Below are 25835 nucleotides of genomic sequence, written 5' to 3'. Positions count from 1 at the left end.
CTAGCGCTGCATCCGCTTTCTTGACGTGCAATGCTCACGCCGCGGCCGTCGCACGCGCCGCGAGGGTGCGGGCCTGCTGCAGGTCGATCCTGGGGATCAATGCCGGGGGGATGCGTGAGCGGGTCGAGAGGTTATGAACGCGGAAACGCTCACCCACCACTTGATGCGCCATCAGGGTCAGTGACGGGAGGATACGGCTTTCCCAATGCTGGTCGAGACCGCAGGGCGAGCGCTTGCCGCCGTTGGTCTCATAAAAGCGCCCTGCCGACTGGTTCAGATCCACGCCGACCAGTAGCACGTCATCGAAGCCCAGGTGGTAGGCCAGTTGCAGGGCCACAAAAGCCACGGTCCGGGCATCGAAGAACCCGTACGACAGGTTCCTGCTGAAACCGATCGAACGCGCCCGCTTGCTCCACAGCGTGCGGTTTCGCGCATAGCGTCCATCGCCGCGCCCCAGCCATTCGCTGAACGTCGGGTCCAGGGCCTTGAGCAGCGGGTAGCGCTCGGTGTCCTCAGGCAGGTCGAACAGATCGAACTGCTCCGGCCACAGCGCCAGCCGCGGACTGCTGTGCAATGCCGTGGCAAAAAGCTCGGGTTGCTGGTTGCAGAAATCCTTGTCGGTGCAAATGTAGAAGAACGGACGCACATCCGTGCCCACCAGCATCGAAATGGAGCCATTCATGGCGATGATCGGGACGCTGGCAAAATCTTCGAGCGGAAAATCTTTCGCTGACGCACCTGACGCCAGGATCACCACAGGGCCTTTCTGGGTATTGCGACACGCCTCAAAGCTGGAGAACGCCCCGCGTGCAGCCTCTGACTGCGACGGAAGTTGGTTCATGGGTCTGGCCAATGGTGTAGGTCGTTTCAGAATACAGTTGTTCACAATTCTTAAACGGTTTTTTACATAACCCTTACACAGGCCAGATGGGATGAATGTTGTAGGCAAGCGAAGCTGCAGCGCGGGTCGGCATGCACGGCGATATGTTTCCCTGGCAACTGTCTGACCAGCAACACCTGGCCAACAGTTGATTGCCCAAAGGGCGACACCTTCTGTAAAAAACAAAGTCAAGCCACTGATTTTATTGAAATAAATCCACTGGCACGGTTTCTGCTCCGGTGAGCTGTGTACACGCACAGTTTCCCGAGGAACCCATGTCCACGCCTGCCGTCTCAGCCTCCTACGACATCCGCCAGCCGGATGCCCATGTCATCCGCGACGATGCCGAAGCCATCGCCGTTGCCCACCAGATCGCCGTGCTGCTGCGCGAAGGCGCTGCCGAGCGTGACCGACGCCGAGAAGTCCCTGCCGATGTGGTCGATGCCTATTCCAACAGCGGTCTGTGGGGCATCACCGTGCCACGTGCCTACGGAGGTGCCGAAGTGTCCTTCGCCACCCTGGCGCAGGTGATCGCCATCGTCTCGGCCGCCGACCCTTCGCTTGGCCAGATTCCACAAAACCACTACTGCCTGCTAGAAGACATCCGCCTGCAAGGCACCGAAGAGCAGCGGCGCTTCTTCTTCGACTTGGTGCTCAAAGGCCATCGTTTTGCCAATGCACTGTCGGAAACCGGTGGCAAGACCGTCCAGGACATCCGGACCCGCCTGGTTGCCGAAGCCGACGGCTACCGCATCGACGGCCGCAAGGGCTACTGCACCGGCTCGCTCTATGCCCACTGGATCGGCGTCCTGGCCCTGGACGAACTGGACCGGGCGCAATTGGCCTTTGTGCCACGTGGCACTCCTGGGCTGGTGGTCGTCGACGACTGGAACAGCATGGGCCAGCGCACCACCTCCAGCGGCACCGTGCTGCTGGACGGATTGCGCGTGCCCGCATTCAACCTGTTCCCCAGCTACCGCTCCTACGAGCACCCTACCCTCGCCGGGCCCTTCGCCCAACTGACCACTGCGGCGATTGACGCCGGTATCGGCCGCGCGGCGCTGGACGACACCATTGCCTTCGTACGCGACCATGCCCGTCCGTGGATCGATGCCGGTGTTGAAAAGGCCAGCGAGGATCCGCTCACCATCATTCAGATCGGCTCCCTGGAGATCCGCCAGGAGGCCGCCGAGGCCCTGCTCGAACGCGCCGGCAAGGTGCTGGATGCCGCCAAGCCTGCGCCGAACGAAGACAACGTCGCCGCTGCCTCGGTGGCGGTGGCCAAGGCCAAGGTGCTGACCACGGAGGTGTCGATCGAGGCCAGCAATCGCCTGTTCGAACTGGGCGGGACCCGCTCCTCGTTGCTGCAGCACAACTTTGACCGGCACTGGCGCAATGCCCGGGTGCATACCCTGCACGATCCCGTGCGCTGGAAGTACCACTTGGTCGGCAACTGGGCCCTGAACGGTATCCGTCCCACGCGCCACGACTGGAACTGAGGCCGCACCATGACCAAGCAGATCCGTCTCAATGCCTTCGCCATGAACACGGTCGGGCATCTGTCGCCTGGGCTGTGGCGCCATCCGCGCGACCAGGCGACGCGTTACACCGATATCCACTACTGGATCGAACTGGCCCAGACCCTCGAGCGCGGCTTTATCGACGGCCTGTTCCTCGCCGATGTGCTGGGTGTCTATGACGTCTACGGCGGCAATGCCGACGAAGCGCTGCGCAGCGGCGCCCAGGTACCGTTGAACGACCCGCTGCAATTGGTACCGGCGATGGCCGCAGCAACCCGCCACCTGGGGTTTGGCGTCACCGCCTCGGTGTCGTTCGAGCATCCCTTTCCCTTCGCCCGGCGCATGAGCACCCTCGATCACCTGACCCAGGGCCGTGCCGGCTGGAATATCGTGACCTCCTACCTGTCCAGCGGGGCACGCAACCTTGGCCAGCCCGAACAACTGAGCCATGACCAGCGCTACGCGCTGGCCGAGGAATACCTGCAGGTCTGCTACAAGCTTTGGGAAACCAGCTGGGAAGAGGATGCCGTGCGCGCCGATCGTACCAGCGGTGTCTACACCGACCCGAGCAGAGTCCACGGCATCGAGCATGACGGCACCTACTTCAAGGTCCCGGGTTTCCACCTCAGCGCCCCGTCGCCACAGCGCACGCCGGTGCTCTACCAGGCAGGGGCATCCAGCCGAGGACGGGCCTTTGCCGCAGCCAACGCCGAATGCGTGTTCGTTGCCGCACCGAGCAAGACCGTGCTGAAGAAGCAGGTGAGCGATCTACGTGCCGCCGCGGTCGCCGCCGGGCGCAAGGGCTCCGACATCCTGATCCTCGAACAGCTCACGGTGATCGTCGCTGAAACCGACGAGGCCGCGCAGGCCCGTCTGCGCGAGTACCGCGAGTACGCCAGTGCCAGCGGCTCGCTCTCGCTGATGTCGGGCTGGACCGGCATCGATTTCGCTGCCTACAGCCCCGACCAGATTCTTCGCGAGGTGCCCAGCGAAGCCATCCAGTCGGTGGTCGAGGGCTTCACCCGCGCCGACCCGACGCGGACCTGGACCGTTGCCGAGATCGCCGAATACTGCTGCCTGGGTGGCGACGGCCCGCTGCTGGTCGGATCGCCCTCGACCGTCGCCGATCAGTTGCAGGCCTGGGTCGAAGAGACCGACGTGGACGGCTTCAACCTGTCCAGCGTGGTCGTGCCGGAAACCTTCGTTGCCGTGGTCGATCTGTTGGTTCCGGAACTGCAGGCTCGCGGCCTGTTCAAGCGCGAGTACGCCGAAGGCAGCCTGCGCAACAAGCTGTTCGGCCAAGGTGATCGCCTGCGTGCGCCCCATCCGGTGGCTGCGTTGCGCCAGGAGCGTGGGCGATGAATGCACTGTTGGCCAACCTGGACTGGAGTGAAATCGGCCTCGCCTGCCTCGAGACCCTGAGCATGCTCGGCGCCGCGCTGGGCTTCACCGTAGCGCTGGGGCTGCCGTTGGGGGTGCTGCTGTTTCTCACCGGACAACGCCAGCTGCTGGCCAATGCGCCGGCCTATCGGGCCATGTCGGCCGTGGTCAACGTGCTGCGCTCGTTGCCATTCATCATTCTGCTGATCGTGCTGATACCCCTGACCACCTTGGTTGTCGGCACCTCACTCGGTGTGCGCGGCACCATTCCACCACTGGTGGTGGGCTGTACGCCGTTCTTCGCGCGCCTGGTGGAGACCGCCCTGCGCGAAGTCGACCGTGGCGTGGTCGAGGCCACCCAGGCCATGGGTGGCAGCACCTGGCAGATCATCCGCCACACCTTGCTGCCCGAAGCCCGTACCGGGCTGATCGCTGCCGTCACCGTCACCGCCATCGTGCTGGTCGACTACACGGCAATGGCCGGTGTGATCGGTGGCGGCGGCCTGGGCGACCTGGCCATCCGTTTTGGTTACCAACGCTTCCAGACCGATGTGATGGTCGTCACCGTACTGCTGTTGATCCTGCTGGTGCAGGCGTTGCAGATGAGTGGCGATCGCCTCGTCAGACATTTCACCCGACGCTGATTCCCGACCTTTTTCGGAGCATTCCCATGAAAAAAATCCTCGCCACCCTGGCTGCGGTCATCGCCCTCAACGTGCAGGCCAACGAGCACCTGGTCGTCGGTGCCACCCCCGTTCCCCACGCCGAGATCCTCGAGTTCGTAAAACCGGTACTGGCCAAGGAAGGTGTCGACCTGGACATCAAGGTGTTCAATGACTTCATCCAGCCCAACCTGCAGCTTGCGCAGAAGAACCTGGACGCCAACTACTACCAGTACCGTCCCTTCCTCGCCGACTTCAACAAGACTCGACACACCGACCTGGTCCCGGTGGTCGGTGTGCACATCGAGCCGTTCGGTGCTTATTCGGCCAAGTACAAGAGCCTCGCGGAGCTGCCGGACGGTGCCAGCGTGGCCATTCCCAATGACCCGGTGAACACCGGTCGTGCCCTGGTACTGCTGGCCGAGGCCGGGCTGATTGAACTCAAGGCCCCCAGCAACCCACAGTCGACCCAGCGCGACATCGTCGCCAACCCGCACAAGTTGAAGATCCGTGAGCTGGAAGGGGCAATGCTGGCGCGCTCGGTGAAACAGGTGGACCTGGCATTCGTGTTCGCCAACTACGCGCTGGAGGCAGGTATCGATACCAGCAGCGCGCTGATCGTCGAAAAAGGCAAGGATCTGTACGTGGAATACCTCGTGGCGCGTCCGGACAATCTGCAGGATCCCGGCATCCAGAAACTGGCCAAGGCGCTGAACTCCCCTGAAGTGCGTCAATTCATCCTGACCCGCTACAAAGGGCAGATCGCCCCCGGTTTCTGAGTGTTCATGACCTGAAGCTCTTTTCGACATTATCTTCACGAGATTTTCACCTGGGGCTTGGCAAGGTAAAGCCACATCCGTGAAATACTTCGCCCGCCCTCCCCAGCGGGCTTTTCTTTGCCTGCAGCATCCCTCACGGGATGACCACGCTCGCTTCTGATAGAAATGGGCAAGGTTTCAAGAGCCCCCGGCATAGGGACGATCAGCCAATCCACCTAGCATGCTCGCGTACTCCACACACAGGATCGCGATCATGAGTGACAGCAAGACTCTCTTTATTACCGGCGTCAGCAGTGGTTTTGGCAGTGCCTTGGCCCAGGCGGCGCTCGCTGCCGGCCATCGCGTCATCGGCACTGTGCGCAGCGACAGCGCGCTGACGGCATTTCAGACCCTGGACAGCGAACGCGCCCACGCGGTGATCCTCGATGTCACCGACTTCGCCCGCATAGACGCGGTGGTTGCACAGGTGCAGGCGCTTCACGGCCCCATCGATGTGTTGGTGAACAACGCAGGCTACGACCACGAAGGCATCTTCGAGGAATCGCCACTGGAGGAGATGCGCCGCCAGTTCGAGGTCAACGTGTTTGGCGCCGTGGCCATCACCAAGGCCTTCGTGCCGTATTTTCGCGAGCGCCGGGCCGGGCACATCATCAACATCACCTCCATGGGCGGCACCATCACGATGCCGGGCATCGCCTACTATTGCTCCAGCAAGTTCGCTCTGGAAGGCATTTCCGATACCCTGAGCCAGGAACTTCGCCCGTTTGGCATCGCCGTTACCGCAGTGGCGCCGGGCTCGTTCCGTACCGACTGGGCCGGTCGCTCCATGCAGCGTTCGCCGCGCAGCATCGCCGACTATGACCAGAGCTTCGACCCGATTCGCAAGGCGCGCCAGGACAAGAGCGGCAAGCAGTTGGGCGATCCGCGCAAGGCCGCCCAGGCGATCCTGCAGGTCATCGCCAGCCCCAGCCCGCCCGACCACCTGTTGCTGGGCAGCGACGCACTGGGCCTGGTGCGCGACAAGCTGCAGCGCATGAGCAAGGAGATCGATCAATGGCAAGACCTGACCTGCTCGACCGATGGTTGAGCGCCAGGCAGAGGACCGGGCAGTGACACGGACCGACACCCGCAGCGCGCGCATGGTGCAGTTGCTCACGCAGCTCGCGCCGGTGGAAGGCTATAACCTCAGCGCGCTGCAAGACGTGCGCTTCCTGCGCTCGAACCGGCCGCTGAGCCATGTGCCGGTGCTCTACGAGCCCGGCATCGTCATCCTCTGCCAAGGCTGCAAGCGCGGCTACCTGGGTGACCAGGTATATGTGTACGACGCTCGGCACTACCTGGTGGTGTCTGTTCCCGTGCCCTTCACCATGGAAACCGATGCCAGCGAACGCGAGCCGATGCTGGCCATCTACATACGCCTGGACCTGCAGCTGGCCAGCGAGCTGACCCTGCAAGTGGATGAACTGCTGGGCAGCAGCAGCGAACCGCCGCAGGGCATGTACGCCTCTCCCATGGACGATGCCCTGCAGGCCACGACTCTGCGCTTTCTTGAAGCCATGACCGTCCCCAGCGACGCACAGATCCTCGGCCCGGCGCTGGTGCGTGAAATCTACTACCGCATCCTCTCTGGCGCACAGGGCGGCTCGCTGCGGGCGGCGTTGGGTAGGCACGGCCATTTCGCCAAGGTGACCCGCGCCCTGCGCACCATTCACAGCCGCTACCGGGAGCATCTGGACGTAGAGTCGTTGGCCCGCGAGGCCAGCATGAGCGTGCCCAGTTTCCATCGGCACTTTCGTAGCGTGACCAACACTTCGCCCATGCAGTACCTGAAGTCGGCCCGCCTGCACCAGGCACGTCTGCTGATGTTGCACGATGCCTTGAGCGCATCGGCAGCCGCCTTCAGCGTCGGCTACGAGAGCCCCTCGCAGTTCAGCCGCGAGTTCAAGCGCTTCTTCGGCCGTACGCCCCAGGCCGAGATCGACTGGATGAAGGCAACCTATGCACTGCCCGCCCCCACTGGCTCACCGGTGTATGTTTCGTCCCATTGAGCAAGACGCTACTAAAAGCAGGTCCTTCCAGCAGGAAGCGCACAAAATTGTGAATCTCGTCGAAACCTATAGCACCCACATCATCTCCCCGCCCCCTTATCTCGACGCGCGAAAAAAACCCGCCCATCACTGAATGGGCGGGTTTGTATGTTCACCCTAGGATTCAGCCCAACAGCTCATTGGCCACTTGATCAACGGCACCCTTGGTGATGTTCACAATCAAGTCCGCTTCAGCCTCGGTGAGAATCAATGGCGGGGCGAAGCCGAGGATGTCGCCATGGGGCATAGCCCGGGCGATCATGCCGTGCTCAAGGCAGGCTGCCGAGACTTTCGGGCCGACCTTCAAGGCCGCATCGAAGGGCGTGCGCTGCTCACGGTCGGCCATGAATTCGACGGCCACGAGCATGCCGTCGCCGCGCACTTCACCCACCAACGGATGACCTTCCAGGGTTTCGCGCATCCGCCGGTTGAGATAGGCACCCACCTTGTCGGCGTTGGCCGTGAGGTTTTCCCGCTCCAGGATGTCGAGGTTGGCCAGGGCCGCCGCCGCACAAATCGGATGCCCGGAGTAGGTCCAGCCATGCCCCATCGGGCCGTGGGACTCGGAGGCTTTCTCGATCACATCCCAGACTTTTTCGCCGACGATCACCGCCGAAAGCGGCGCATAGGCGCTGGTCAGGCCTTTGGCCGTGGTGATCAGGTCCGGACGCATGCCATAACGCTGGCTGCCCATCTTCGCCCCCAGGCGACCGAAGGCGCAGACCACTTCGTCGGCGATCAGCAGCACGTCGTATTTGTTCAGCACCGCCTGAATCGCCGCCCAGTAGCCTGCCGGAGGAACGATGATGCCACCGGTGCCCATCAATGGCTCGCCGATGAACGCGGCCACGGTGTCCGGGCCTTCGGCCAGAATCATCTTTTCCAGCTCGTCGGCGCAGTAACGCACAAAGGCCGTTTCATCCATGCCGGTGGGTGCCTTGCGGTACCAGTGTGGGCACACGGTGTGCTTGATGCCCTCGGCCGGCAGGTCGAAATGCTGATGGAAGCTCGGCAGGCCGGTCAGGCTGCCGGTCATGATGCCCGAGCCATGATAACCACGGTCACGAGAGATGATTTTCTTCTTCAGCGGCCGACCTCGCACGTTGTTGTAGTAACGCACCAGTTTGATCTGGGTTTCGTTGGCGTCGGAACCGGAGAGGCCGTAATAGACCTTTTTCATCCCTTCCGGCGCCCAGTCGATGATGCGGCTCGACAGTTCGATGATCGCCTCGGTCGAGTGGCCCACGTAGGTGTGGTAGTACGCCAACTCCTTGGCCTGCTTGTAGATGGCGTCCGCCACTTCGGTGCGGCCGTAGCCGATGTTGACGCAATACAGGCCGGCAAAGGCGTCGATCAATTCGCGCCCTTCGTGGTCGCGGATGCGGATGCCCGAAGCGCCCGTGATGATGCGCCCCTTGAGCGCACCGCTGGCATGGTCGTGGGCGTGGGTGGAGGGGTGCATGAAGTGGGCACGGTCTTGTTCGAACAACGGGTCGAATTCTTGATTCATGGCGATCTCCTGGGAACGGGCCTTAGAACTGGCCTTGATGGTGCAAGCAAAAGTATTTGGTTTCGACAAAGGCTTCGAAGCCCTCGGTGCCGCCTTCACGGCCCAGCCCCGAGGCTTTCATGCCACCGAACGGGATCGGATGGCCGGTGAACTTGACGCCGTTGACCCCGACCATGGCGTGGTCGAGTCGACGGATCAGCGGGTAGATCAGATCCAGGCGATTCGAGCAAACGTAGGCCGCCAGACCGTACTCGGTGTCGTTGGCCATCTCGATGGCCTGGTCGAGGGTGTCGAACGGCATCACCCCGGCAATCGGCGCGAAGTTCTCTTCACGGTAAATGCGCATTTGCGGCGTGACGTCGGCCAGCACCGTGGGCTGGTAGAACAAGCCGCCGAGGGCATGGGCTTCGCCGCCCACCAGCCGTTGCGCACCCTGTTGCAACGCATCGGCCACGCGCTCGGCAGTCACATCGAAGGCGGCCTGGTGCATCAACGGACCCACCTCCACCTGTTGTTCCCGCTCGCCGATCATCGCCGGACCGACCCGTAGCTCACGCACGGCCTCGGCAAAGCGCTCGAGAAACGCCGGATAGACCGAACGCTCGACCATGATCCGGTTGGCGGCGCAGCAATCCTGGCCGGAAGTCTGGAACTTGGCGGCCACCGCGACTTTCACCGCCCGTTGCAGATCGGCATCGGCGCAGACAATGAATGGCGCGTTGCCCCCCAGTTCCAGCGAGACTTTCTTCACGTCATGAGCAGCCGCTTGCAGGACCAACTTGCCGACGCGGGTGGAACCGGTGAAGCTCACCGAGCGCACGCGGGTGTCCTGCACCAGGGTTTGCATGGCCATCTGTGGTTCACCCAGCACCACGTTGAAGACCCCGGCGGGGAACCCGGCCTCTTCCGCGAGTTGCGCCAGGGCGAATGCCGAGTAAGGGGTTTCGTGGGCCGGCTTGACGACCACGGTGCAACCGGCGGCCAATGCGGCAGCGGCTTTGCGGGTGATCATGGCCGAGGGGAAATTCCACGGTGTCAGCAGTGCACAAACGCCGACCGGCTCCTTGACCGTACCCAGATGAGCGCCGGGAATGTGGCTGGGAATGTTCTGTCCATAGAGGCGCCGGGCTTCTTCGGCGAACCACGGAATGAAGCTCGCGGCGTAGGCGATTTCACCCCGGGATTCGGCCAGGGACTTGCCCTGCTCCAGGCTGAGAATCCGCGCCAGGTCTTCCTGATGTTCCAGGATCAACGCCGCCCAGCGCCGAAGAATCGTCCCGCGAGTCTCCAGGCTCTGCTCACGCCAATCGGCAAATGCCCGGTGCGCGGCATCCACGGCGGCGACGATCTGCGGTTGATCGAGCATCGGCACATGGCCGATCAGTTTCTGATCAGCCGGGTTGTGCACGGCGATGCTGTTGCCACTGTCGCTGTGCAACCAATGGCCATCGACGTAGCAGAGGGCTTTGAACAGCAGGGGATGTTTGTAGGTCATGGCATTCACTCCGAACCGTGTGCGTGGAGTTCATGCTAGGGCAGCGAGGCGTCGGGGAATTGCGGTTTGCAGGGGGGTATGCAGGTGGTTTTTTCTGATTGAGCGGGGTCATTCGGAAGTTTTTGCGGCGAGGCTACCCCCCCACCCTGCAGGCTCGCTCGCACAGTTTGATCGGGGGTGTTGCAGGTTTCAGTAGTCCTGAGACAACTCCGCAGGCAAGGCGCCGGCCGTCTTGATGGTCTTGGTGACGATGTAGGTGAAGTACCGCTCGATCCCCAGGTCATCGAGCAGCAACTGATCGATGAATCGCTGGTAGTGATCAATGTCCGGCGCCTGGATCATCGCCATGTAATCCACCCCGCCACCGGTGGCGTAACAGAACACCACTTCCGGCGCGTCGTTCATCCGCTGTTCGAAGCGCCGCATGTCCTGCGCGGTGTGTCGGGCCAGGGTGATTTCCACCAGCACTTGCTGGCTCTTGAACACCGCGCCCCAATCGATCTGCGCGCGGTAGCCCTTGATCAGGCCGAGGGTTTCGAGCTTGCGCACGCGCTCCCAGGCCGGGGTAACCGACAGGTTGATCGCCTCGGCCAGGCTCGACTTGGTGATACGCCCGTCGCCAGCGAGGATCCGCAGGATTTTCAGGTCATAGCGATCGAGTTTGTGCATGTGCCAAGAAGCTCCTGAATGAATGGAAACCCCTGAGGAAATCAACCCAGTGGCAGTGTATTACTCCAGTATGTCCGCGATCACGGCAAGGGTATCGCCACACTGCACCAACCCTGGAAAATGCCGCGCCGCCAGCAGGCCGCTGCGTGCAGCACGATACTCCACCGGGGCCACGCCGCTGCGGGTAGCGTCGTGGACCCGGGCGATGACTTCGCCCTTGTCCACGCTGTCGCCCAGGTCGCGACACATTTCCAGCAGGCCGTCATGTTCGCTGGCGATGAAGCAATCACCGTCCGGCATGTCGAGCATGACCGACGGCCCCCTCTGCACCTCGCCCTGAAGAATCCCCGCATGCACCAGCACGTTACGCACGCCGCGCTCGGCAATCGCCACACTGCGCGCGGTGGAGGAACCGCCACCGCCCAGTTCCGTGGTGACGAAGACCTTGCCCTGAGACTCGGCAGCCGTGTCGTACATCGCCCCGGCATCCAGCTCCAGCATCCGCATGCTGTATGGCGCATTGAACGCGCGCATGCCCGCCTCACATCGCGCCTGCTGGTGTTTGTCCGGCAGCACATGGCAGGCGGCGAATGGCAGGAAATCCAGGGTGCGCCCGCCGGAGTGAATGTCCAGCACGAAGTCCGCCAGAGGCAGCAAAGTGCGGGTGAAATAGTCGGCGATCTTCTCGGTCACCGTGCCGTCCGGCCTGCCGGGAAAACTGCGGTTGAGGTTGCCCCTGTCGATGGGCGACGTGCGTCGCCCGGCACGGAACGCCGGGGTGTTCATGAACGGAATGATGATGACCCGCCCGCTGACCTCGGCGGCCGCCAGGCCCTGAGCCAGCTTGCTCAGGGCCACCGGACCTTCGTATTCGTCACCGTGGTTGCCACCGGTGAGCAGGGCCGTCGGCCCCTCCCCCCGCGCGATCACCGTGATCGGAATCATGACCGCGCCCCAGGCCGAATCATCCCGCGAATACGGCAACTTGAGATACCCGTGCTGCACGCCTTCACGGCACAAATCCACCGTGGCGCTGATCGGGTTGGCAGGCAGATCGCTCATTGGCTCAATCCTTCACGAACAGTTGGCGTGGCACGTTGCACAGGGTTTCGACCCCCGTGTCGGTGATCAGAATACTTTCGGTGATTTCCAGGCCCCAATCGTCCATCCACAGGCCCGGCATGAAGTGGAAGGTCATGCCCGGTTGCAACACGCTGGTGTCGCCAGGACGCAGGCTCATGGTGCGCTCGCCCCAATCCGGCGGATAACTGATACCGATCGGGTAGCCACAACGGCTGTCCTTGTGGATGCCGAATTTCTCCAGCACCTTGAAGAACGCTACGGCGATGTCACCGGTGGTGTTGCCCGGCTTGGCCGCTTCCAGGCCGGCGGCGATGCCTTCGACCACGGCTTTCTCGCCCTCGAGGAAATGCTGCGGCGGCTTGCCCAGGAATACCGTGCGCGACAGCGGGCAGTGGTAACGCTTGTAGCAACCGGCAATCTCGAAGAAGGTCCCCGCGCCCTTTTCGAACGGCGAATCATCCCAGGTCAGGTGCGGCGCACTGGCGTCGGCACCGGTCGGCAACAAGGGCACGATGGCTGGGTAATCACCGCCATGGCCATCGGCACCCTGGATGCCGCTGCTGTAGATTTCGGCCACCAATTCGTTCTTGCGCAGGCCCGGTTCGATCCGTTCAAGGATCCGCCCGTGCATGTTTTCCACGATGCGTGCGGCAATGCGCATGTAGGCGATTTCCTGCGGCGACTTGACTGCCCGCTGCCAGTTCACCAACCCGGCCGCATCGATCAGCCGGGCCTTGGGCAGATGTTTCTGCAACGACAGGAAGGCTGCGGCGCTGAAATAGTAGTTATCCATTTCGACGCCGATGGTCAGCGCGTCCCAACCACGGGCAGCGATCACTTCCCGCGACAGGTAGTCCATGGGATGCCGCTCCCGGGACTGCACGTAGATGTCCGGGTAACCGACGATGTTGTCCTGCTGCATGAACACCGTGCGCCTGGCGCCGTTGGCGTCCTGGCCGCGGCCGAACCAGACCGGCTCGCCATCCATCGCCAGCAGCACGCACTGGTGAACATAAAACGACCAACCGTCGTAGCCGGTCAGCCACGCCATGTTCGACGGATCGGTGACGAGCAACAGCTCGATGCCCTGGGCCTGCATGGCCATTCGCACCTTGGCCAGCCGCTGGGCGTATTCCTCCCGGCTGAACGGGAGATTGACGACTATCTGAGACATGCACCTGCCCTCTTGTAGATGAAGCGGGGTAAATGACGCGCGGACAAAAACCCTTAGCTGCCGAACTGGACGCCCTTGCCCGCCGAGCGCGCTCGCTCGAACGCGAGATTGGCCATGGCGGTATCCTGGGCGCCGGTACCGGTGAGGTCGCACAGGGTGACCTGCGAGGCGTCCGTGCGACCGGGGCGTTGACCGGCCAGCACCTGGCCCAATTCGGCGAAGTTCGATTCGTCGCTGACGACGCCCGCCGCGAGGGCGTGATGCAACTCGCCGAGGATGCGGGTCTGGCTCAGTCGATCGGCCACGTAGCGGTCGACCTGTGCCAGCGCCTGTGGGGAGATTTCGTTCTTGTGCTCGGCATCCGAGCCCATGGCGGTGATGTGCAGACCGGGATGCAGATGGCGCACATCGATCAACGGCTCGCGACTTGGCGTGCAGGTGATGGCGATATCCACCTCGACCATGGCTTCGTCGAGGGTGGCGCAGGGCTTGACCGCCAGACCGGTGTCACGGGTCAATTCCACGCTGAAGGCCTGCGCCTTGGCCAAGTCCCGCGCCCACACCCGCACGTTGTCGATGGGGCGCACCAGGCGCAGGGCCTGCAACTGCAACGCAGCTTGCTCGCCAGCGCCGATCAGCGCCACGCTGCGGCTGTCCGATCGCGACAATGCCCGCGCCGCCACCGCCCCGGCAGCGGCCGTACGTACCGCCGTCAGGTAACCGTTATCCAGCAACAAGGCATCCAGCAGACCGGTGCGCGCCGACAACAACATCATCATGCCGTTGAGGCTGGGCAGACCGAGTTTCGGGTTGTCGAAAAAGCCCGGGCTGACCTTGATCGCAAAGCGCTCCAGCCCCGGCAGGTAGGCGGTCTTCACGTCCACTTCGCCGTTGTGCTCGGGGATGTCCAGACGCAGGATCGGTGGCATCTCCACGGCGGCGGTGGCCAGCAGCACGAAGGCCTGCTCGACGGCTTCGATACTGGGCAGATCAAGCGCCACACAGGCGCGCAGATCGGCTTCGCTCAACAGGGTGATTTCACTCATCAACGGGCGCTCCCATGACGTCGTTATTGTTCGGTTTCATGCCTCGGCTCCGGCAAGTACCCGCAGATGCTGATCGGTGTCGACGTTACGTCCGCTGATCACCACCACCACAGGGCCACGAGGCTCGATCAGGCCTTCGAGCAGCGCGGCGATTCCCACAGCAGCCGCGCCTTCCAGCACCTGGCGCTCTTCGCGATAGGCGTGGCGGATAGCGTTGGCGATGGAGGTTTCGCTGAGCAAATGCAGGTGATCGCAGGTGTCGCGGGTCATGCTGAAGGTGTATTGGTTGTCCAGACCGATACCGCCGCCGAGGGAATCGGCCAGCGTCGGCAGCTCTTCGACTTCCAGCGGATGGCCGGCTGCCAGGCTGGCGTGCATCGCCGCGCCACGCTGCATGCTGATGCCGTGGGTGACGATCTGCGGGTTGGCGGTTTTCAGCGCCAGCGCCACGCCGGCGAACAGACCACCGCCGGACAACGGCACCAGGACCTGGGCGACGTCCGGTCGCTGCTCGAGGATCTCCAGCCCCAACGTGCCCTGGCCGGCGATGATCGCCGGATGATCGAACGGCGGCAGCAGGATCGCACCCTGCTCGGCGGCAAGGCGCTCGGCTTCGCGCTGGGCATCATCCTGGGAGTTGCCGACGATGCATACGTGGGCCCCAAGATCGCGAATCGCCCGCACCTTGTTTGCCGGTACCCGTTGCGACAGGCAGATCGTCGCCTTCACGCCCTGGCGGGAAGCCGCGTAAGCCAATGCGCGACCGTGATTACCGGTCGACGCCGCCACAACACCTCGTTGTTTTTCTTCAGCACTGAGTTGCGCCACGGCATTGCTCGCACCGCGCAACTTGAAGCTGCCGGTGATCTGCTGGGACTCGAGCTTGAGGTAGACCGGCACGCCCACCAGCCGAGACAGGCTGGGCGAATGCTCCATGGGCGTGCGTCGCACCAGCGCTTCGATACGCTGGCGGGCGAGGTAGATATCGTTGAGCTGTGGCGTTGGCATGACCGCGTCCCGATAAGATATTGGGCGCAGTCTAAGAGGCCAGGATTGTCGCGCTGAATGTACTAGGTCAATTCAGGACAACTTTTTTCGGCGTCTGTTTTCCCGCTCAAAAGTCATGGATACGTGGGTACTGACCAAAGATTTCACGCATGTTGATCAAGGCTTCGCGCGCGTCCTCGTCGCTGCATTCGGCGCCAACACACACCCTCACCGCCCGTGCCCTGGGTGTGCCACGCACGGTGAACGGGTCAGGCGGCGTGACGGCAATATGCCGATGGCGCAGGGCCCGCACGAGGCTGTCGACCTCCCAATGCGGCGGGATACCAACCCAGGCATTCAAGGCATGGGGATGTTGGCCCAGCACGAACTCCCCCAGGTATTCGCTGACCATCGCCTGGCGCACCGAGAGCAACTGGCGCTGCAAGCGCAGCAGCGTGTCGGCGCGACCATCGCGAATCCAGCGCGTGGCAATCTCCGAGACCATCGGCGTGCCCATCCAGCTGTTGACCCGCAGGATGCTTTCGGTACGCAGTGCCAGGCGCTTGGGCATCACCAGATAACCCACGCGCAAACCGGTCAGCACCGACTTGGTCATGCTGGTGCAGTAGAAGGACAGCTCCGGCAGGTAATGACTGATCGGCGGAGCGTGGCGCTCTTCGAGCAACGGGCCGTACACATCGTCCTCGATGATGTGCACGCCGAAGCGCCGGGCAATCTCGGCGATCTCCCGGCGGCGACTGTCCGGCATCAGCGTGGTGGTGGGGTTGTTCAGGTTCGGCGTGCACACCAGCGCAGTGATGCGCTCATTGCTGCACATGTCTTCGAAGTGCTCGGGATCGATGCCGTGGCGGTCCATTTCGAGCCCCTTGAGGGTGAACCCCAGCACTTGGGAATTGCCGATGACGCCGTGATCGGTTCTGCCTTCGCACAACACCACATCGTCGGGCCCGGCCAGAGAAGCCAGGGCGAGGAAGATCGCATGGGCCGCCCCGTTGGTGATCAGGATGTCGTCACGTTCAACCCGCAGGCCCAGGCGGCCGATCCATTGCATGGCCGCCTCGCGGTGGGATTCGAACCCGGCGATGGGGCGAAAGGCGTGAATCCACGGCTGATCTTCCTCGGTGCTGAGCTCCCGGCAGGTATCGCGCCAGACCTGGTCGTGCTCGCGGGTATGGAGGATGCGTGCGATGGAAAAATCCACCAGCGCTCGCTCGGGGCTGTCGAGAATGTAAGTCGCGACCCGGTCGCTCATGCGCCGCGAAACGAAGCTGCCGCGCCCTACTTCACAACGCACCAGGCCCTGGCGCTCAAGCTCCTTGTAGGCATTGGTCACGGTCTGCACGCTGATGCCCATGGCATCGGCCACACTGCGCTGCGCAGGCAGGCGTTGATCGTTGGCCAACAAGCCCTGTTCGATGTCGTCGGCAATCGCCTGAACCAGAATCTTGTATTTCGACTCGCCGCTGCGGGCGATTTCCAGTGCTGCTTTCCACTTGTCCATCGGCGTAGAACCCGCGTGTTCCCCAGTGTCGACAGCATCCCGCGAGAATCCGTGCAAAGCAATTGTCCTAGTGCAATGCAATGTCGTGTAGGGCTTTTGTATGCTCGTTCCAAGGTCGATGCCCGGACTTCTCGGCAAGCCCGAAAAATAAAACCAATCGATCTGTACGGCTGCAGTGCCCAAGCCCTGGTATCAGCTTTCGTGCGCTTTGCTCTTGTCACACTGCCTCCTAACACAGAGCCGTCATCGACGGGTCCACAAGAAACAGGAGATTTTATCGATGAGCAATTCCTTTCCCCGCAAGCCCAATGGTTTACGCCACCTGTTCGTGGCGTGCGCAATGTTCGGCCTCGCCGCCGGCGCCCACGCCGCCACGACGCTGGAAACCATCACCAAAAACAGCAAAATCCGGATCGGCTACGCCAACGAAACCCCGTTCGCCTTCACCGAAACAGACGGCCGGGTCACCGGTGAATCGCCGGAAATTGCCAAGGCCATCTTCGCCAAGATGGGCATCAAGCAGGTCGACGGCGTGTTGACCGAATGGGGCTCCCTGATCCCGGGCCTGCGTGCCGGGCGTTTCGATGTGATTGCCGCCGGTATGTACATCACCCCGGAACGCTGCAAACAGGTGATTTTCACCGACCCGCAATACCAGCTGCCCGATGCGCTTCTGACCGCCAAAGGCAACCCGAAGAATCTGCACAGCTATGAAGACATCGTGAAGAATCCGGAGGTGAAACTGGCGATCATGGCCGGTACCGTTAACCTGAAATATGCCCGGGATTCCGGCGTGAAAGAGGCCCAGATCCTCCAGGTACCGGACACCACCGCCCAGTTGCAAGCCGTGCGCGCCGGCCGCGCCGATGCCGCCGTGGGCACTCAGCTGACCATGAAGGGCCTGGCCGCCAAGGGCGGTGAGAAGGTCGAAGCGGTCACCGAGTTCAAGGACGATCCGTCACACACCGGCTACGGCGCCCTCGCCTTCCGCCCGGAAGACAAGGACCTGCGCGATGCGGTCAACGCCGAACTGAAAAAGTGGCTGGGCTCCGAAGAGCACCTCAAGGCGGTCGCGCCGTTCGGTTTCGACAAATCCAACGTGACAAGCAAAACGGCTGCAGAGCTCTGCGCTCAATAGTCGAAACAGGCATGGCGCTGGCATGGCGCGATGCCTATTTCCCTGCTTAATCGGGATGCTGAACCATGGGTGAGTTACTTCCGCTATTGATACAGGGCGCCTGGGTCACTATCCAGGTGACGTTCTTCGGTTCGCTGCTCGCGATCGTCGCGGCCATTCTTGCGGCACTCGGGCGCATGTCGCCGTGGCGGCTGGTGAGCTGGTTTTCGGTCACCTACATCGAAGTGTTTCGCGGTACTTCGTTGCTGGTGCAACTGTTCTGGCTGTTTTTCGTGTTGCCGCTGCCGCCGTTCAACCTGGAGCTGAGCCCCTACGCCGTGGCGATTGTCGGGCTTGGCCTGCACATCGGCGCTTACGGTGCGGAGGTGATGCGCGGTGCGATCAGCTCCGTGGCCAAGGGTCAATACGAAGCGGCGACCGCGTTGAACTTCAGTGCCTACAAGCGCTTTCGCCGGATCATTCTGCCCCAGGCGCTGCTGGCCGCGATTCCCCCCGGCACCAACCTGCTGATCGAGCTGCTGAAAAACACCTCGCTGGTGTCGCTGATTACCCTGTCCGACCTGAGCTTCCGCGCTCGGCAACTGGATCAGGCTACCTTCCAGACCCTGGAAATTTTCAGCCTGGCACTGGTGATGTATTTCATCCTCGCCCAGGCGATCAACCTCGGCATGCGCGCAATTGAGCGTCGCCTGGCACGTGGCCGGATGCGTGGAGGCCTGTCATGAATCTGTTCGACTGGACGTATGCCTGGCAGATCCTGCCCGATCTGCTGCGCGCCTCGCTCAACACCGTGGGCATTACCCTGATCGGCTTCCTCATCGCCATCGTGCTGGGGCTGTTCCTCGCCATCGGCCGGCGCAGCCGCCTGTACTGGCTGTCGTGGCCGATCGCCGGGACGATCGAGTTCATCCGCAGCACGCCGCTGCTGATCCAGGTGTATTTCCTCTACTACGTACTGCCCAACTACGGGGTGAGCATGACCGCCATGCAAGTGGGGATCACCGGCATCGGCGTGCATTACGCCTGCTACATCGCAGAGGTCTACCGCGGTGGGCTGGACGCGGTGCCACGGGCGCAATGGGAAGCCGTCACCGCGCTGAACATCGCGCCGTACAGCGCCTACCGCAACATCATCCTGCCCCAGGCCCTTCGGCCGATTCTGCCGCCACTGGGCAACTATCTGGTGGCGATGCTCAAGGACACACCGGTGCTGTCGGCCATTACCGTGGTGGAAATCATGCAGCAGGCCAAGAACATCGGCTCCGAGAACTTCCGATACCTGGAACCGATCACCATGGTCGGCCTGTTTTTCCTCGCCCTGAGCATCGCCCTGGCTTATCTGGTACGGCGCCTCGAACTGCGCCTGGAGCTACGCTAATGACTTCTCCACTCTCGACTTCCCATGACCTTTCCCGGCGCGGCAATCTGACACCGCTGCATTTGCAGGAGGCCACGGCCATGCATCAACCGAAGGCAGTCCAGCCGATCGTCAGCTTCCAGGATGTCACCAAGAGTTATGGCAGCTTCACGGTGCTCGACCACTTGAACCTGGATGTCACGCCGGGCGAGAAAGTCGCGATCATCGGCCCCAGCGGCTCGGGAAAATCCACGTTGTTGCGGGTGCTGATGACCCTGGAAGGCATCGACGACGGGGTGATCCGCATCGAAGACGACCTGCTGACCCACATGCCCAACCGCAATGGCGTGTTGGTGCCAGCCAATGACCGGCATATCCGTCGCGTGCGCGGCAAGATCGGCATGGTGTTCCAGAGTTTCAACCTGTTCCCGCACATGACCGCGTTGCAGAACGTCATCGAGGCGCCGGTGCAGGTGCTGGGCATGAAGCCTGCCGAAGCCCGTGAGCGAGCAGCGGATCTGCTGGAGCTGGTGGGGCTGGGCAGCAAGCTGGGGCACTACCCTTCGCAGTTGTCCGGTGGACAGCAGCAGCGGGTGGCGATTGCGCGGGCTTTGGCGATGCGGCCGAAGGTCATGCTGTTCGACGAAGTGACTTCAGCGCTCGATCCTGAGCTGTGCGGTGAAGTGCTCAACGTGATCCGCAAGCTCGGCGCCGAGCACAACCTGACGATGCTGATGGTCACTCACCAGATGGGCTTCGCCCGGGAGTTCGCTGATCGCGTGTGCTTCTTCTACAAGGGGCAGATCCACGAACAGGGCACACCAACGCAGGTCTTCGAGCATCCGCAACAGGAGCGTACGCGTGCGTTTCTCAGTGCGGTGAAAGAAGCTAACTAGGGTCTGTCGGGTTCTAGTCCATCTCCTCGGACGGTTAAAAAAGGGCTGAAAACTTCAAATATTGATGGCTACAGCCGATACTCCAGCGAGTGGGCGTCGAACTGCGGCAAGGCGTCCTGGATGGCGTGATCGTCACTGCAGGCGCCCTTTCGCAAGTCTCGGGATGGCGCCCCGCTCTCCCCGCACTGGCAGGCTATTTATCCGCTCCCCCGGCAAAGTGGGCTGTAGATTGATCAACCAGGTGATACAATCCGCGCCCTCGAATCAGCGCACGAAGCGCTGAGCCTCCGTGAACATTGCCAGTACGCCTTGCGCGAGCCTGATACCGGCATCGCTGCCACCGGCCCCGGCACTTGCATGTCGCCCGCGACACCACTCGAATGGACTGCCGCTCCTCCCAGGCCTCGGGTGAGCGGGAAAGCTGCCGCCTAGCGTCAAGCCGCTCTACAAGCGTTCAGGCATGACGAAAGGCCATACATACACCTCTGGAACTCCCGCAGGACAAGTACTTGATTTCTACAGCCAATATCACGATGCAGTTCGGCTCCAAGCCGCTCTTCGAGAACGTCTCGGTCAAATTCAACAACGGCAACCGCTACGGCCTGATCGGGGCCAACGGCTGCGGCAAGTCGACCTTCATGAAGATCCTCGGTGGCGACCTGGAGCCGTCCGCCGGCCAGGTCATGCTCGAGCCCAACACCCGCCTGGGCAAGCTGCGCCAGGACCAGTTCGCCTACGAGCAGTTCAGCGTCATCGACACGGTGATCATGGGCCACGGCCAACTGTGGAAGGTCAAGGCCGAACGCGACCGCATCTACTCGCTGCCGGAAATGACCGAAGAAGACGGCATGGCCGTCGCCGAGCTTGAAACCGAATTCGCCGAGATGGACGGCTACACCGCCGAATCGCGCGCCGGCGAGCTGCTGCTGGGCCTGGGCATTCCGCTGGAGCAACACTTCGGGCCGATGAGCGAAGTGGCGCCAGGCTGGAAACTGCGGGTGCTGCTGGCACAGGCGCTGTTCTCCGATCCGGACGTGCTGTTGCTCGACGAACCGACCAACCACCTGGACATCAACACCATCCGCTGGCTGGAAAACGTACTCACCGCACGCAACAGCACCATGGTGATCATTTCCCACGACCGTCACTTCCTCAACAGCGTCTGCACCCACATGGCCGACCTGGACTACGGCGAGCTGCGCCTGTTCCCGGGCAACTATGACGAGTACATGACCGCCGCCACCCAGGCGCGCGAGCAGTTGCTGTCGGACAATGCCAAGAAGAAAGCCCAGATCGCCGAGCTGCAGACCTTCGTCAGCCGCTTCTCGGCCAACGCCTCCAAGGCCAAGCAGGCCACTTCGCGCGCCAAGCAGATCGACAAGATCCAGCTGGCCGAGGTCAAGCCGTCGAGCCGGGTCAGCCCGTTCATCCGCTTCGAGCAGACCAAGAAGCTGCACCGCCAGGCCGTGGTCGTGGAAAAGATGGCCAAGGCCTTCGACGACAAGGTGCTGTTCAAGAACTTCGACATTACCGTCGAAGCCGGCGAGCGCGTAGCGATCATCGGCCCCAACGGCATCGGCAAGACCACCTTGCTGCGCACCCTGGTCGGCGAGCTGCAGCCCGATGCAGGCTCGGTCAAGTGGACCGACAGCGCCGAGGTCGGTTACTACGCCCAGGACCACGCCCACGACTTCGAAGACGACGTCACCCTGTTCGACTGGATGGGCCAGTGGACCAGCGGCGAGCAGGTGATTCGCGGCACGCTGGGGCGCATGCTGTTCTCCAACGACGAGATCCTCAAGTCGGTGAAGGTGATTTCCGGGGGTGAACAGGGCCGCATGCTGTTCGGCAAGCTGACCCTGCAAAAGCCCAACGTGCTGGTAATGGACGAACCGACCAACCACCTGGACATGGAATCGATCGAAGCGCTGAACCTGGCGCTGGAGAACTATCCGGGCACCCTGCTGTTCGTCAGCCATGACCGTGAGTTCGTGTCGTCGCTGGCCACGCGGATCATCGAGCTGTCGGCCGATGGCGTGGTCGACTTCAGCGGCACCTATGACGACTACCTGCGTAGCCAGGGTGTGGTGATCTAAAGCGGCAAGCCTCATCGAGGCACCGTGCAATGCGGTGCCCGTGAGGCGGCGGTGGAATTGCGGTGAGAGCGGTTCCGCTGGTTACGGCCGGTCGCGAGACGATCCCGTACCTTTGATCATCCCGCCGGCAGGCGAATCCTGAACTGCGCCCCACCCAATGACGACTGCGCCACGGTCAGCGTCCCGCCCTGCCCTTCGATCGCCCTGCGGCTGATCGCAAGCCCCAAGCCAAAACCACCGGTACTGCGGTCCCGACTGCGGTCCAGGCGGTAGAACGGCTGGAAGATCCGCTCGCGCTCCTCAGGCGGGATACCGATCCCGTCATCCTCTACCGTCAGCAGGCAAGCGCCATCCGCCTCGAGCTTGAGTCGCAGCAGCAGGCTTTCATCGCAATAGCGCATGGCATTGCGCACCAGGTTCTGCACCGCCCGCGCGGTCAAGCGAGGATCGAGGACGAAACGTGGCAGCCTGTCGTCAGCGCGCACCTCCCATCTGATCCCGCGACCATCGAGTTCTTCGGCAAAGCTGCCCAGCACGCTGTCGACCAGCTCCAGCAACGACACCTCGACCCGTTCGCGCACCTGGTCGGCGTTTTCCAGGCGGCTGTACGACAGCAGCTCAAGCACCAGCTCGTCCAGCTCCCGCACATGCCCCACCAGTTCCAACAAACGCTTGCGGCTGGCCGGCGGCACTTCATCGAACAGCAGCACCAGGCCGAAGTCCAGGCGCGTCAGGGGGGTACGCAGCTCATGCGAGACCGCATTGAGCAGCTCGCGTTGCTGGTTGACCTGGCGCTCCAGGTCGCCTGCCATGGTGTCGAACACCCCGGCCAGCTCGCCGATGTTCGAGCGCGGCGAGATCTGCGTACGCTCCGCCATCTCCCCGCGCCCCAGGCGCCGCGCGGTTTCCTTGAGCCGTTCCAGGTCGCGCCAGTGCGGCCAGACCCACAGCAGCAGGCAACCCAGCATGGCGGCACCGATCAGTACCGTGACGCCCCACGACAACACGTTGATGTCGAGCGGATCCGGCGGCGAGTGCAGGCGCACCAGCCAGTCCTTGTCCAGCGGCGCCAGCACGGTTTCGTAATAGCCCCAGTCGGCGATGCGCACTGCATACAGCCCGTGCTCCAGCCTCGCCCGCTCCTGCGGCGCAAGGTCGGCGGCGTCCATGCGCAGCAGTTGCACCTGCAGGGGCGCAAAGGCCGAGGCCAGGTCCTGCTCCACCGAAGGCCATTGCTCGCGAGGGGCCTGGTGGAACTGGCGGACGATCAACGACTGCACGCCCTTGGCCTGATCGAGGTTGTACGCCATGAAGCGTTCGTGGAACGCCCCGACGATAGCGTCGGGGATCAGCAGCAAGGCACCGGCATAGGCGACGATGATCACCAGGTACAGGCGCACCAGGATCTTGAGCATGGCGCCTCAGTACTCCCACTCGACCCGGCTGAACAGATAGCCCTTGCCCCACACGGTCTTGATCTTGCGGGCTTCGCCGGCATTGTCGTCGAATTTGCGCCGCAGCTTGGAGATGGCCACGTCTACCGAACGGTCGGTACCGTTGAACTCGATGCCGCGCAGTTGCTGGAGGATGCGGTCGCGGCTGAGCACTTCACCGGCATTGCGTGCCAGCACCACCAGCAGGTTGTATTCGCCACTGGACAGCTCCACCTCGCAGCCGCGCCAGCTCACGCTGCGCTCGGCCAGATTGATGCTCAGGCCACCGACCTGGATCAGCTCGCTATCGAGCCGTGGTTCGTTGACATTGCTGCGGCGCAGCAAGGTGCGGACCCGGGCCAGCAGTACGCGGGGCTCGCATGGCTTGGTGACGTAGTCGTCGGCGCCCATTTCCAGGCCCAGCACCTGGTCATGGCTGTCGTCACGGGCGGTCAGCATCAGGATCGGCAGGCTTTGCGACTCCTGGCGCAGCAGGCGGCACACCTGCAGGCCGTCAAGGCCGGGCAGCATCAGATCGAGCACCACCAGGTCGGGGCGCTGACGACGAAACTCGTCGAGCACATGATCGCCACGGGCGATGACCCGGACGTGGAAGTCGTTGCGCTGCAGGTAGCTGGCAATCAGTTCGGACAGCGCGCTGTCGTCTTCGACCAGAAGGATGTTTGGCATGTGGGTCGTCATGAACAGATAGGCTTGAGACCTTACCGTCGTCATTGCCGGACAAGCCCGCGCCTACAGAGGCTGCGACTACCTGTGGAAGCGGGCTTGTCCGGCGATGGGGCCAGTGCAGTCAGTTGCTCGCAGGATATAGAATCCTACGCTCCACACGGCACGAGCCTTACACTTTTTCACACACGGCGTACACAGCTTAACAGCCCATGCGCGAGCGCCTGCCTTAGCATAGGGGCGATCCTATCCGGAAGATCCGTATGTCCATTCCCTTCTCCAAGCGCCCTTTGGCGATTCTCGCTTTGCTTACACTGGCCCTGACCGGCTGCAACGACGCCCCCGAACAGGACGCGCAGGCACCCGCCCCCCAGGTGCGGGTCGAAACCGTGCAGTTGCAAGCCATGGCGATCAGCACCGAACTCAGCGGGCGGATTCTCGCGCCACGCACCGCCGAAGTCCGCGCCCGGGTTGCCGGCGTGGTGCTCAAGCGGGTGTATCGCGAGGGCAGCGACGTCAAGCAGGGCGATGTGCTGTTCCTCATCGACCCGGCGCCGTTCAAGGCGGACCATGACAGTGCCCGCGCCGCGCTGGCCAAGGCCGAAGCCACCTTGTACCAGGCGCGCCTGCAGGAACAACGCTACCGCGATCTGGTCGACGACAAGGCCGTGAGCCGCCAGGAATATGACAATGCCCGTGCCGCCTTCCTCCAGGCGGACGCCCAGGTTGCCGAAGCCCGGGCCGCACTCGAACGCGCGCGACTCAACCTGGGCTATGCCACGGTCACCGCACCGATCTCCGGACGGGTTGGCCGCGCGCTGGTCACCGAAGGGGCGCTGGTCGGACAGAACGAAACCACCGCGTTGGCCGTCATCCAGCAACTGGACCCGATCCACGCCGACGTCACCCAGTCGACCCGCGACCTCAACGCCCTGCGCCGCGCCATGCGCGCTGGCGAGCTGCAGCAGGTCGGCCAGGACCAGGCCCGCGCCACCCTGATCCAGGACGACGGCAGTGCCTATCCGCTGCCGGGCAAGCTGCTGTTCTCCGATATCAGCGTCGACCCGAGCACCAACCAGATCACCCTGCGCAGCGAATTTCCCAACCCCGACCTCGATCTGTTGCCCGGCAGCTACGTGCGTGTGCGCCTCGAACAGGCCCTGCAGCCCAAGGGCATCAGCGTGCCGCAGCGGGCGATCCTGCGTGACAGCGCAGGCGTGCCCAAGGTCCTGGTGGTCGACGCCCAGCAGCGCATCGAGGAACGCCAGGTGGTACTGGGCAATGCCCAGGGCGACCGCTGGATCGTCAGCGAAGGCCTGGCCCCCGGCGAACGGGTGGTGATCGAGGGGCTGCAGCACGTCAAGGTCGGTGATCAGGTCCGGGTCGATGCCGACAAGGCCGCCAATCCCATCGTCCAGCGCAACGGCCAGTGAG

General features: G+C 62.9%; 23 protein-coding genes. 12 read left to right on the top strand and 11 right to left on the bottom strand.

All coding sequences use genetic code 11. The annotated features are described in order from the left end of the window. Positions 1–34: 34 nt before the first annotated feature. Positions 35–841 carry a hypothetical protein gene (locus AB688_RS14220; protein WP_063544856.1) on the bottom strand — a complete coding sequence of 269 codons (807 nt, stop codon included), beginning with the start codon at positions 839–841 and terminating at the stop codon, positions 35–37. 314 nt (positions 842–1155) lie between these two features. Between AB688_RS14220 and AB688_RS14215 the strand changes: the two genes are divergently transcribed. The 6 genes from AB688_RS14215 (at position 1156) to AB688_RS14190 (ending at position 7269) form a co-directional block, all read left to right on the top strand. Continuing rightward, a complete protein-coding gene (locus tag AB688_RS14215) occupies positions 1156–2379 on the top strand; it encodes an SfnB family sulfur acquisition oxidoreductase (RefSeq protein WP_063544855.1) in 1224 nt (407 codons plus the stop codon). A gap of 9 nt (positions 2380–2388) precedes the next feature. Beyond that, positions 2389–3762 carry an LLM class flavin-dependent oxidoreductase gene (locus AB688_RS14210; RefSeq protein WP_063544854.1) on the top strand — a complete coding sequence of 458 codons (1374 nt, stop codon included), beginning with the start codon at positions 2389–2391 and terminating at the stop codon, positions 3760–3762. After that, entirely contained in the window at positions 3759–4424 is a 666-nt protein-coding gene (locus AB688_RS14205; RefSeq protein WP_054891369.1) for a methionine ABC transporter permease, read from the top strand. The genes AB688_RS14210 and AB688_RS14205 overlap by 4 nt, the downstream gene beginning before the upstream one ends. A gap of 26 nt (positions 4425–4450) precedes the next feature. Then, positions 4451–5221 carry a MetQ/NlpA family ABC transporter substrate-binding protein gene (locus AB688_RS14200; protein WP_063544853.1) on the top strand — a complete coding sequence of 257 codons (771 nt, stop codon included), beginning with the start codon at positions 4451–4453 and terminating at the stop codon, positions 5219–5221. Positions 5222–5474: 253 nt separating this feature from the next. Continuing rightward, positions 5475–6308, top strand: coding sequence for an oxidoreductase (locus AB688_RS14195; RefSeq protein WP_063544852.1), 834 nt, complete (start codon positions 5475–5477; stop codon positions 6306–6308). Positions 6309–6360: 52 nt separating this feature from the next. After that, positions 6361–7269 carry an AraC family transcriptional regulator gene (locus AB688_RS14190; protein ID WP_196759903.1) on the top strand — a complete coding sequence of 303 codons (909 nt, stop codon included), beginning with the start codon at positions 6361–6363 and terminating at the stop codon, positions 7267–7269. A 163-nt stretch (positions 7270–7432) separates the two neighbouring features. Here AB688_RS14190 and AB688_RS14185 read toward each other — a convergent pair whose 3' ends face one another. The 8 genes from AB688_RS14185 to AB688_RS14150 all read right to left on the bottom strand — a co-directional run bounded on the left by AB688_RS14185 (position 7433) and on the right by AB688_RS14150 (position 16794). Further along, entirely contained in the window at positions 7433–8818 is a 1386-nt protein-coding gene (locus AB688_RS14185; RefSeq protein WP_063544851.1) for an aspartate aminotransferase family protein, read from the bottom strand. 22 nt (positions 8819–8840) lie between these two features. Further along, entirely contained in the window at positions 8841–10313 is a 1473-nt protein-coding gene (locus AB688_RS14180; RefSeq protein WP_063544850.1) for an NAD-dependent succinate-semialdehyde dehydrogenase, read from the bottom strand. Positions 10314–10502: 189 nt separating this feature from the next. Continuing rightward, positions 10503–10982, bottom strand: a complete 480-nt coding sequence (locus tag AB688_RS14175; protein ID WP_063544849.1) for an Lrp/AsnC family transcriptional regulator — start codon at positions 10980–10982, stop codon at positions 10503–10505. Between the two features lie 60 nt (positions 10983–11042). Further along, on the bottom strand, positions 11043–12044 hold the full coding sequence (gene doeB / locus AB688_RS14170; protein WP_063544848.1) for a N(2)-acetyl-L-2,4-diaminobutanoate deacetylase DoeB: 1002 nt from the start codon (positions 12042–12044) through the stop codon (positions 11043–11045). A gap of 4 nt (positions 12045–12048) precedes the next feature. Then, on the bottom strand, positions 12049–13239 hold the full coding sequence (gene doeA / locus AB688_RS14165; protein WP_063544847.1) for an ectoine hydrolase DoeA: 1191 nt from the start codon (positions 13237–13239) through the stop codon (positions 12049–12051). Positions 13240–13292: 53 nt separating this feature from the next. Then, on the bottom strand, positions 13293–14285 hold the full coding sequence (gene eutC, locus AB688_RS14160; protein WP_063544846.1) for an ectoine utilization protein EutC: 993 nt from the start codon (positions 14283–14285) through the stop codon (positions 13293–13295). A gap of 36 nt (positions 14286–14321) precedes the next feature. Beyond that, positions 14322–15293, bottom strand: coding sequence for a hydroxyectoine utilization dehydratase EutB (eutB, locus tag AB688_RS14155; protein WP_063544845.1), 972 nt, complete (start codon positions 15291–15293; stop codon positions 14322–14324). Between the two features lie 106 nt (positions 15294–15399). Then, a complete protein-coding gene (locus AB688_RS14150; RefSeq protein ID WP_063544844.1) occupies positions 15400–16794 on the bottom strand; it encodes a PLP-dependent aminotransferase family protein in 1395 nt (464 codons plus the stop codon). Between the two features lie 280 nt (positions 16795–17074). Here AB688_RS14150 and ehuB point away from each other — a divergent pair, with 280 nt between their 5' ends. The 5 genes from ehuB to AB688_RS14125 all read left to right on the top strand — a co-directional run bounded on the left by ehuB (position 17075) and on the right by AB688_RS14125 (position 22281). Continuing rightward, positions 17075–17932: an ectoine/hydroxyectoine ABC transporter substrate-binding protein EhuB gene (gene ehuB, locus AB688_RS14145; protein WP_054891354.1), complete on the top strand. Its 858-nt coding sequence runs from the start codon at positions 17075–17077 to the stop codon at positions 17930–17932. Between the two features lie 65 nt (positions 17933–17997). Further along, on the top strand, positions 17998–18657 hold the full coding sequence (gene ehuC, locus AB688_RS14140; RefSeq protein ID WP_063544843.1) for an ectoine/hydroxyectoine ABC transporter permease subunit EhuC: 660 nt from the start codon (positions 17998–18000) through the stop codon (positions 18655–18657). Beyond that, positions 18654–19310, top strand: a complete 657-nt coding sequence (gene ehuD, locus AB688_RS14135; RefSeq protein ID WP_063544842.1) for an ectoine/hydroxyectoine ABC transporter permease subunit EhuD — start codon at positions 18654–18656, stop codon at positions 19308–19310. Before ehuC ends, ehuD begins: the two co-directional genes overlap by 4 nt. 80 nt (positions 19311–19390) lie before the next feature. Beyond that, positions 19391–20185, top strand: coding sequence for an ectoine/hydroxyectoine ABC transporter ATP-binding protein EhuA (gene ehuA, locus AB688_RS14130; protein WP_063544841.1), 795 nt, complete (start codon positions 19391–19393; stop codon positions 20183–20185). 509 nt (positions 20186–20694) lie between these two features. Continuing rightward, positions 20695–22281 (top strand): ABC-F family ATPase, encoded by a 1587-nt coding sequence (locus AB688_RS14125; protein WP_054891347.1) that lies wholly within the window; start codon positions 20695–20697, stop codon positions 22279–22281. Between the two features lie 116 nt (positions 22282–22397). Here AB688_RS14125 and AB688_RS14120 read toward each other — a convergent pair whose 3' ends face one another. Together AB688_RS14120 and AB688_RS14115 are read right to left on the bottom strand one after the other, a co-directional pair. Then, complete coding sequence (locus AB688_RS14120) at positions 22398–23696, bottom strand: ATP-binding protein (protein WP_063544840.1); 1299 nt, start codon at positions 23694–23696, stop codon at positions 22398–22400. Between the two features lie 6 nt (positions 23697–23702). Beyond that, entirely contained in the window at positions 23703–24404 is a 702-nt protein-coding gene (locus AB688_RS14115; protein ID WP_063544839.1) for a response regulator transcription factor, read from the bottom strand. A gap of 260 nt (positions 24405–24664) precedes the next feature. Between AB688_RS14115 and AB688_RS14110 the strand changes: the two genes are divergently transcribed. Continuing rightward, positions 24665–25834, top strand: a complete 1170-nt coding sequence (locus AB688_RS14110; RefSeq protein ID WP_063544838.1) for an efflux RND transporter periplasmic adaptor subunit — start codon at positions 24665–24667, stop codon at positions 25832–25834. The last annotated feature ends 1 nt before the right edge of the window (position 25835 follow it).

The sequence above is a fragment of the Pseudomonas putida genome, assembly GCF_001636055.1.
Classification (GTDB): Bacteria; Pseudomonadota; Gammaproteobacteria; order Pseudomonadales; family Pseudomonadaceae; genus Aquipseudomonas; species Aquipseudomonas machongensis.
The sequence above is the reverse complement of the archived record's forward strand: the minus strand, read 5'-3'. Positions and strand labels throughout refer to the sequence as shown.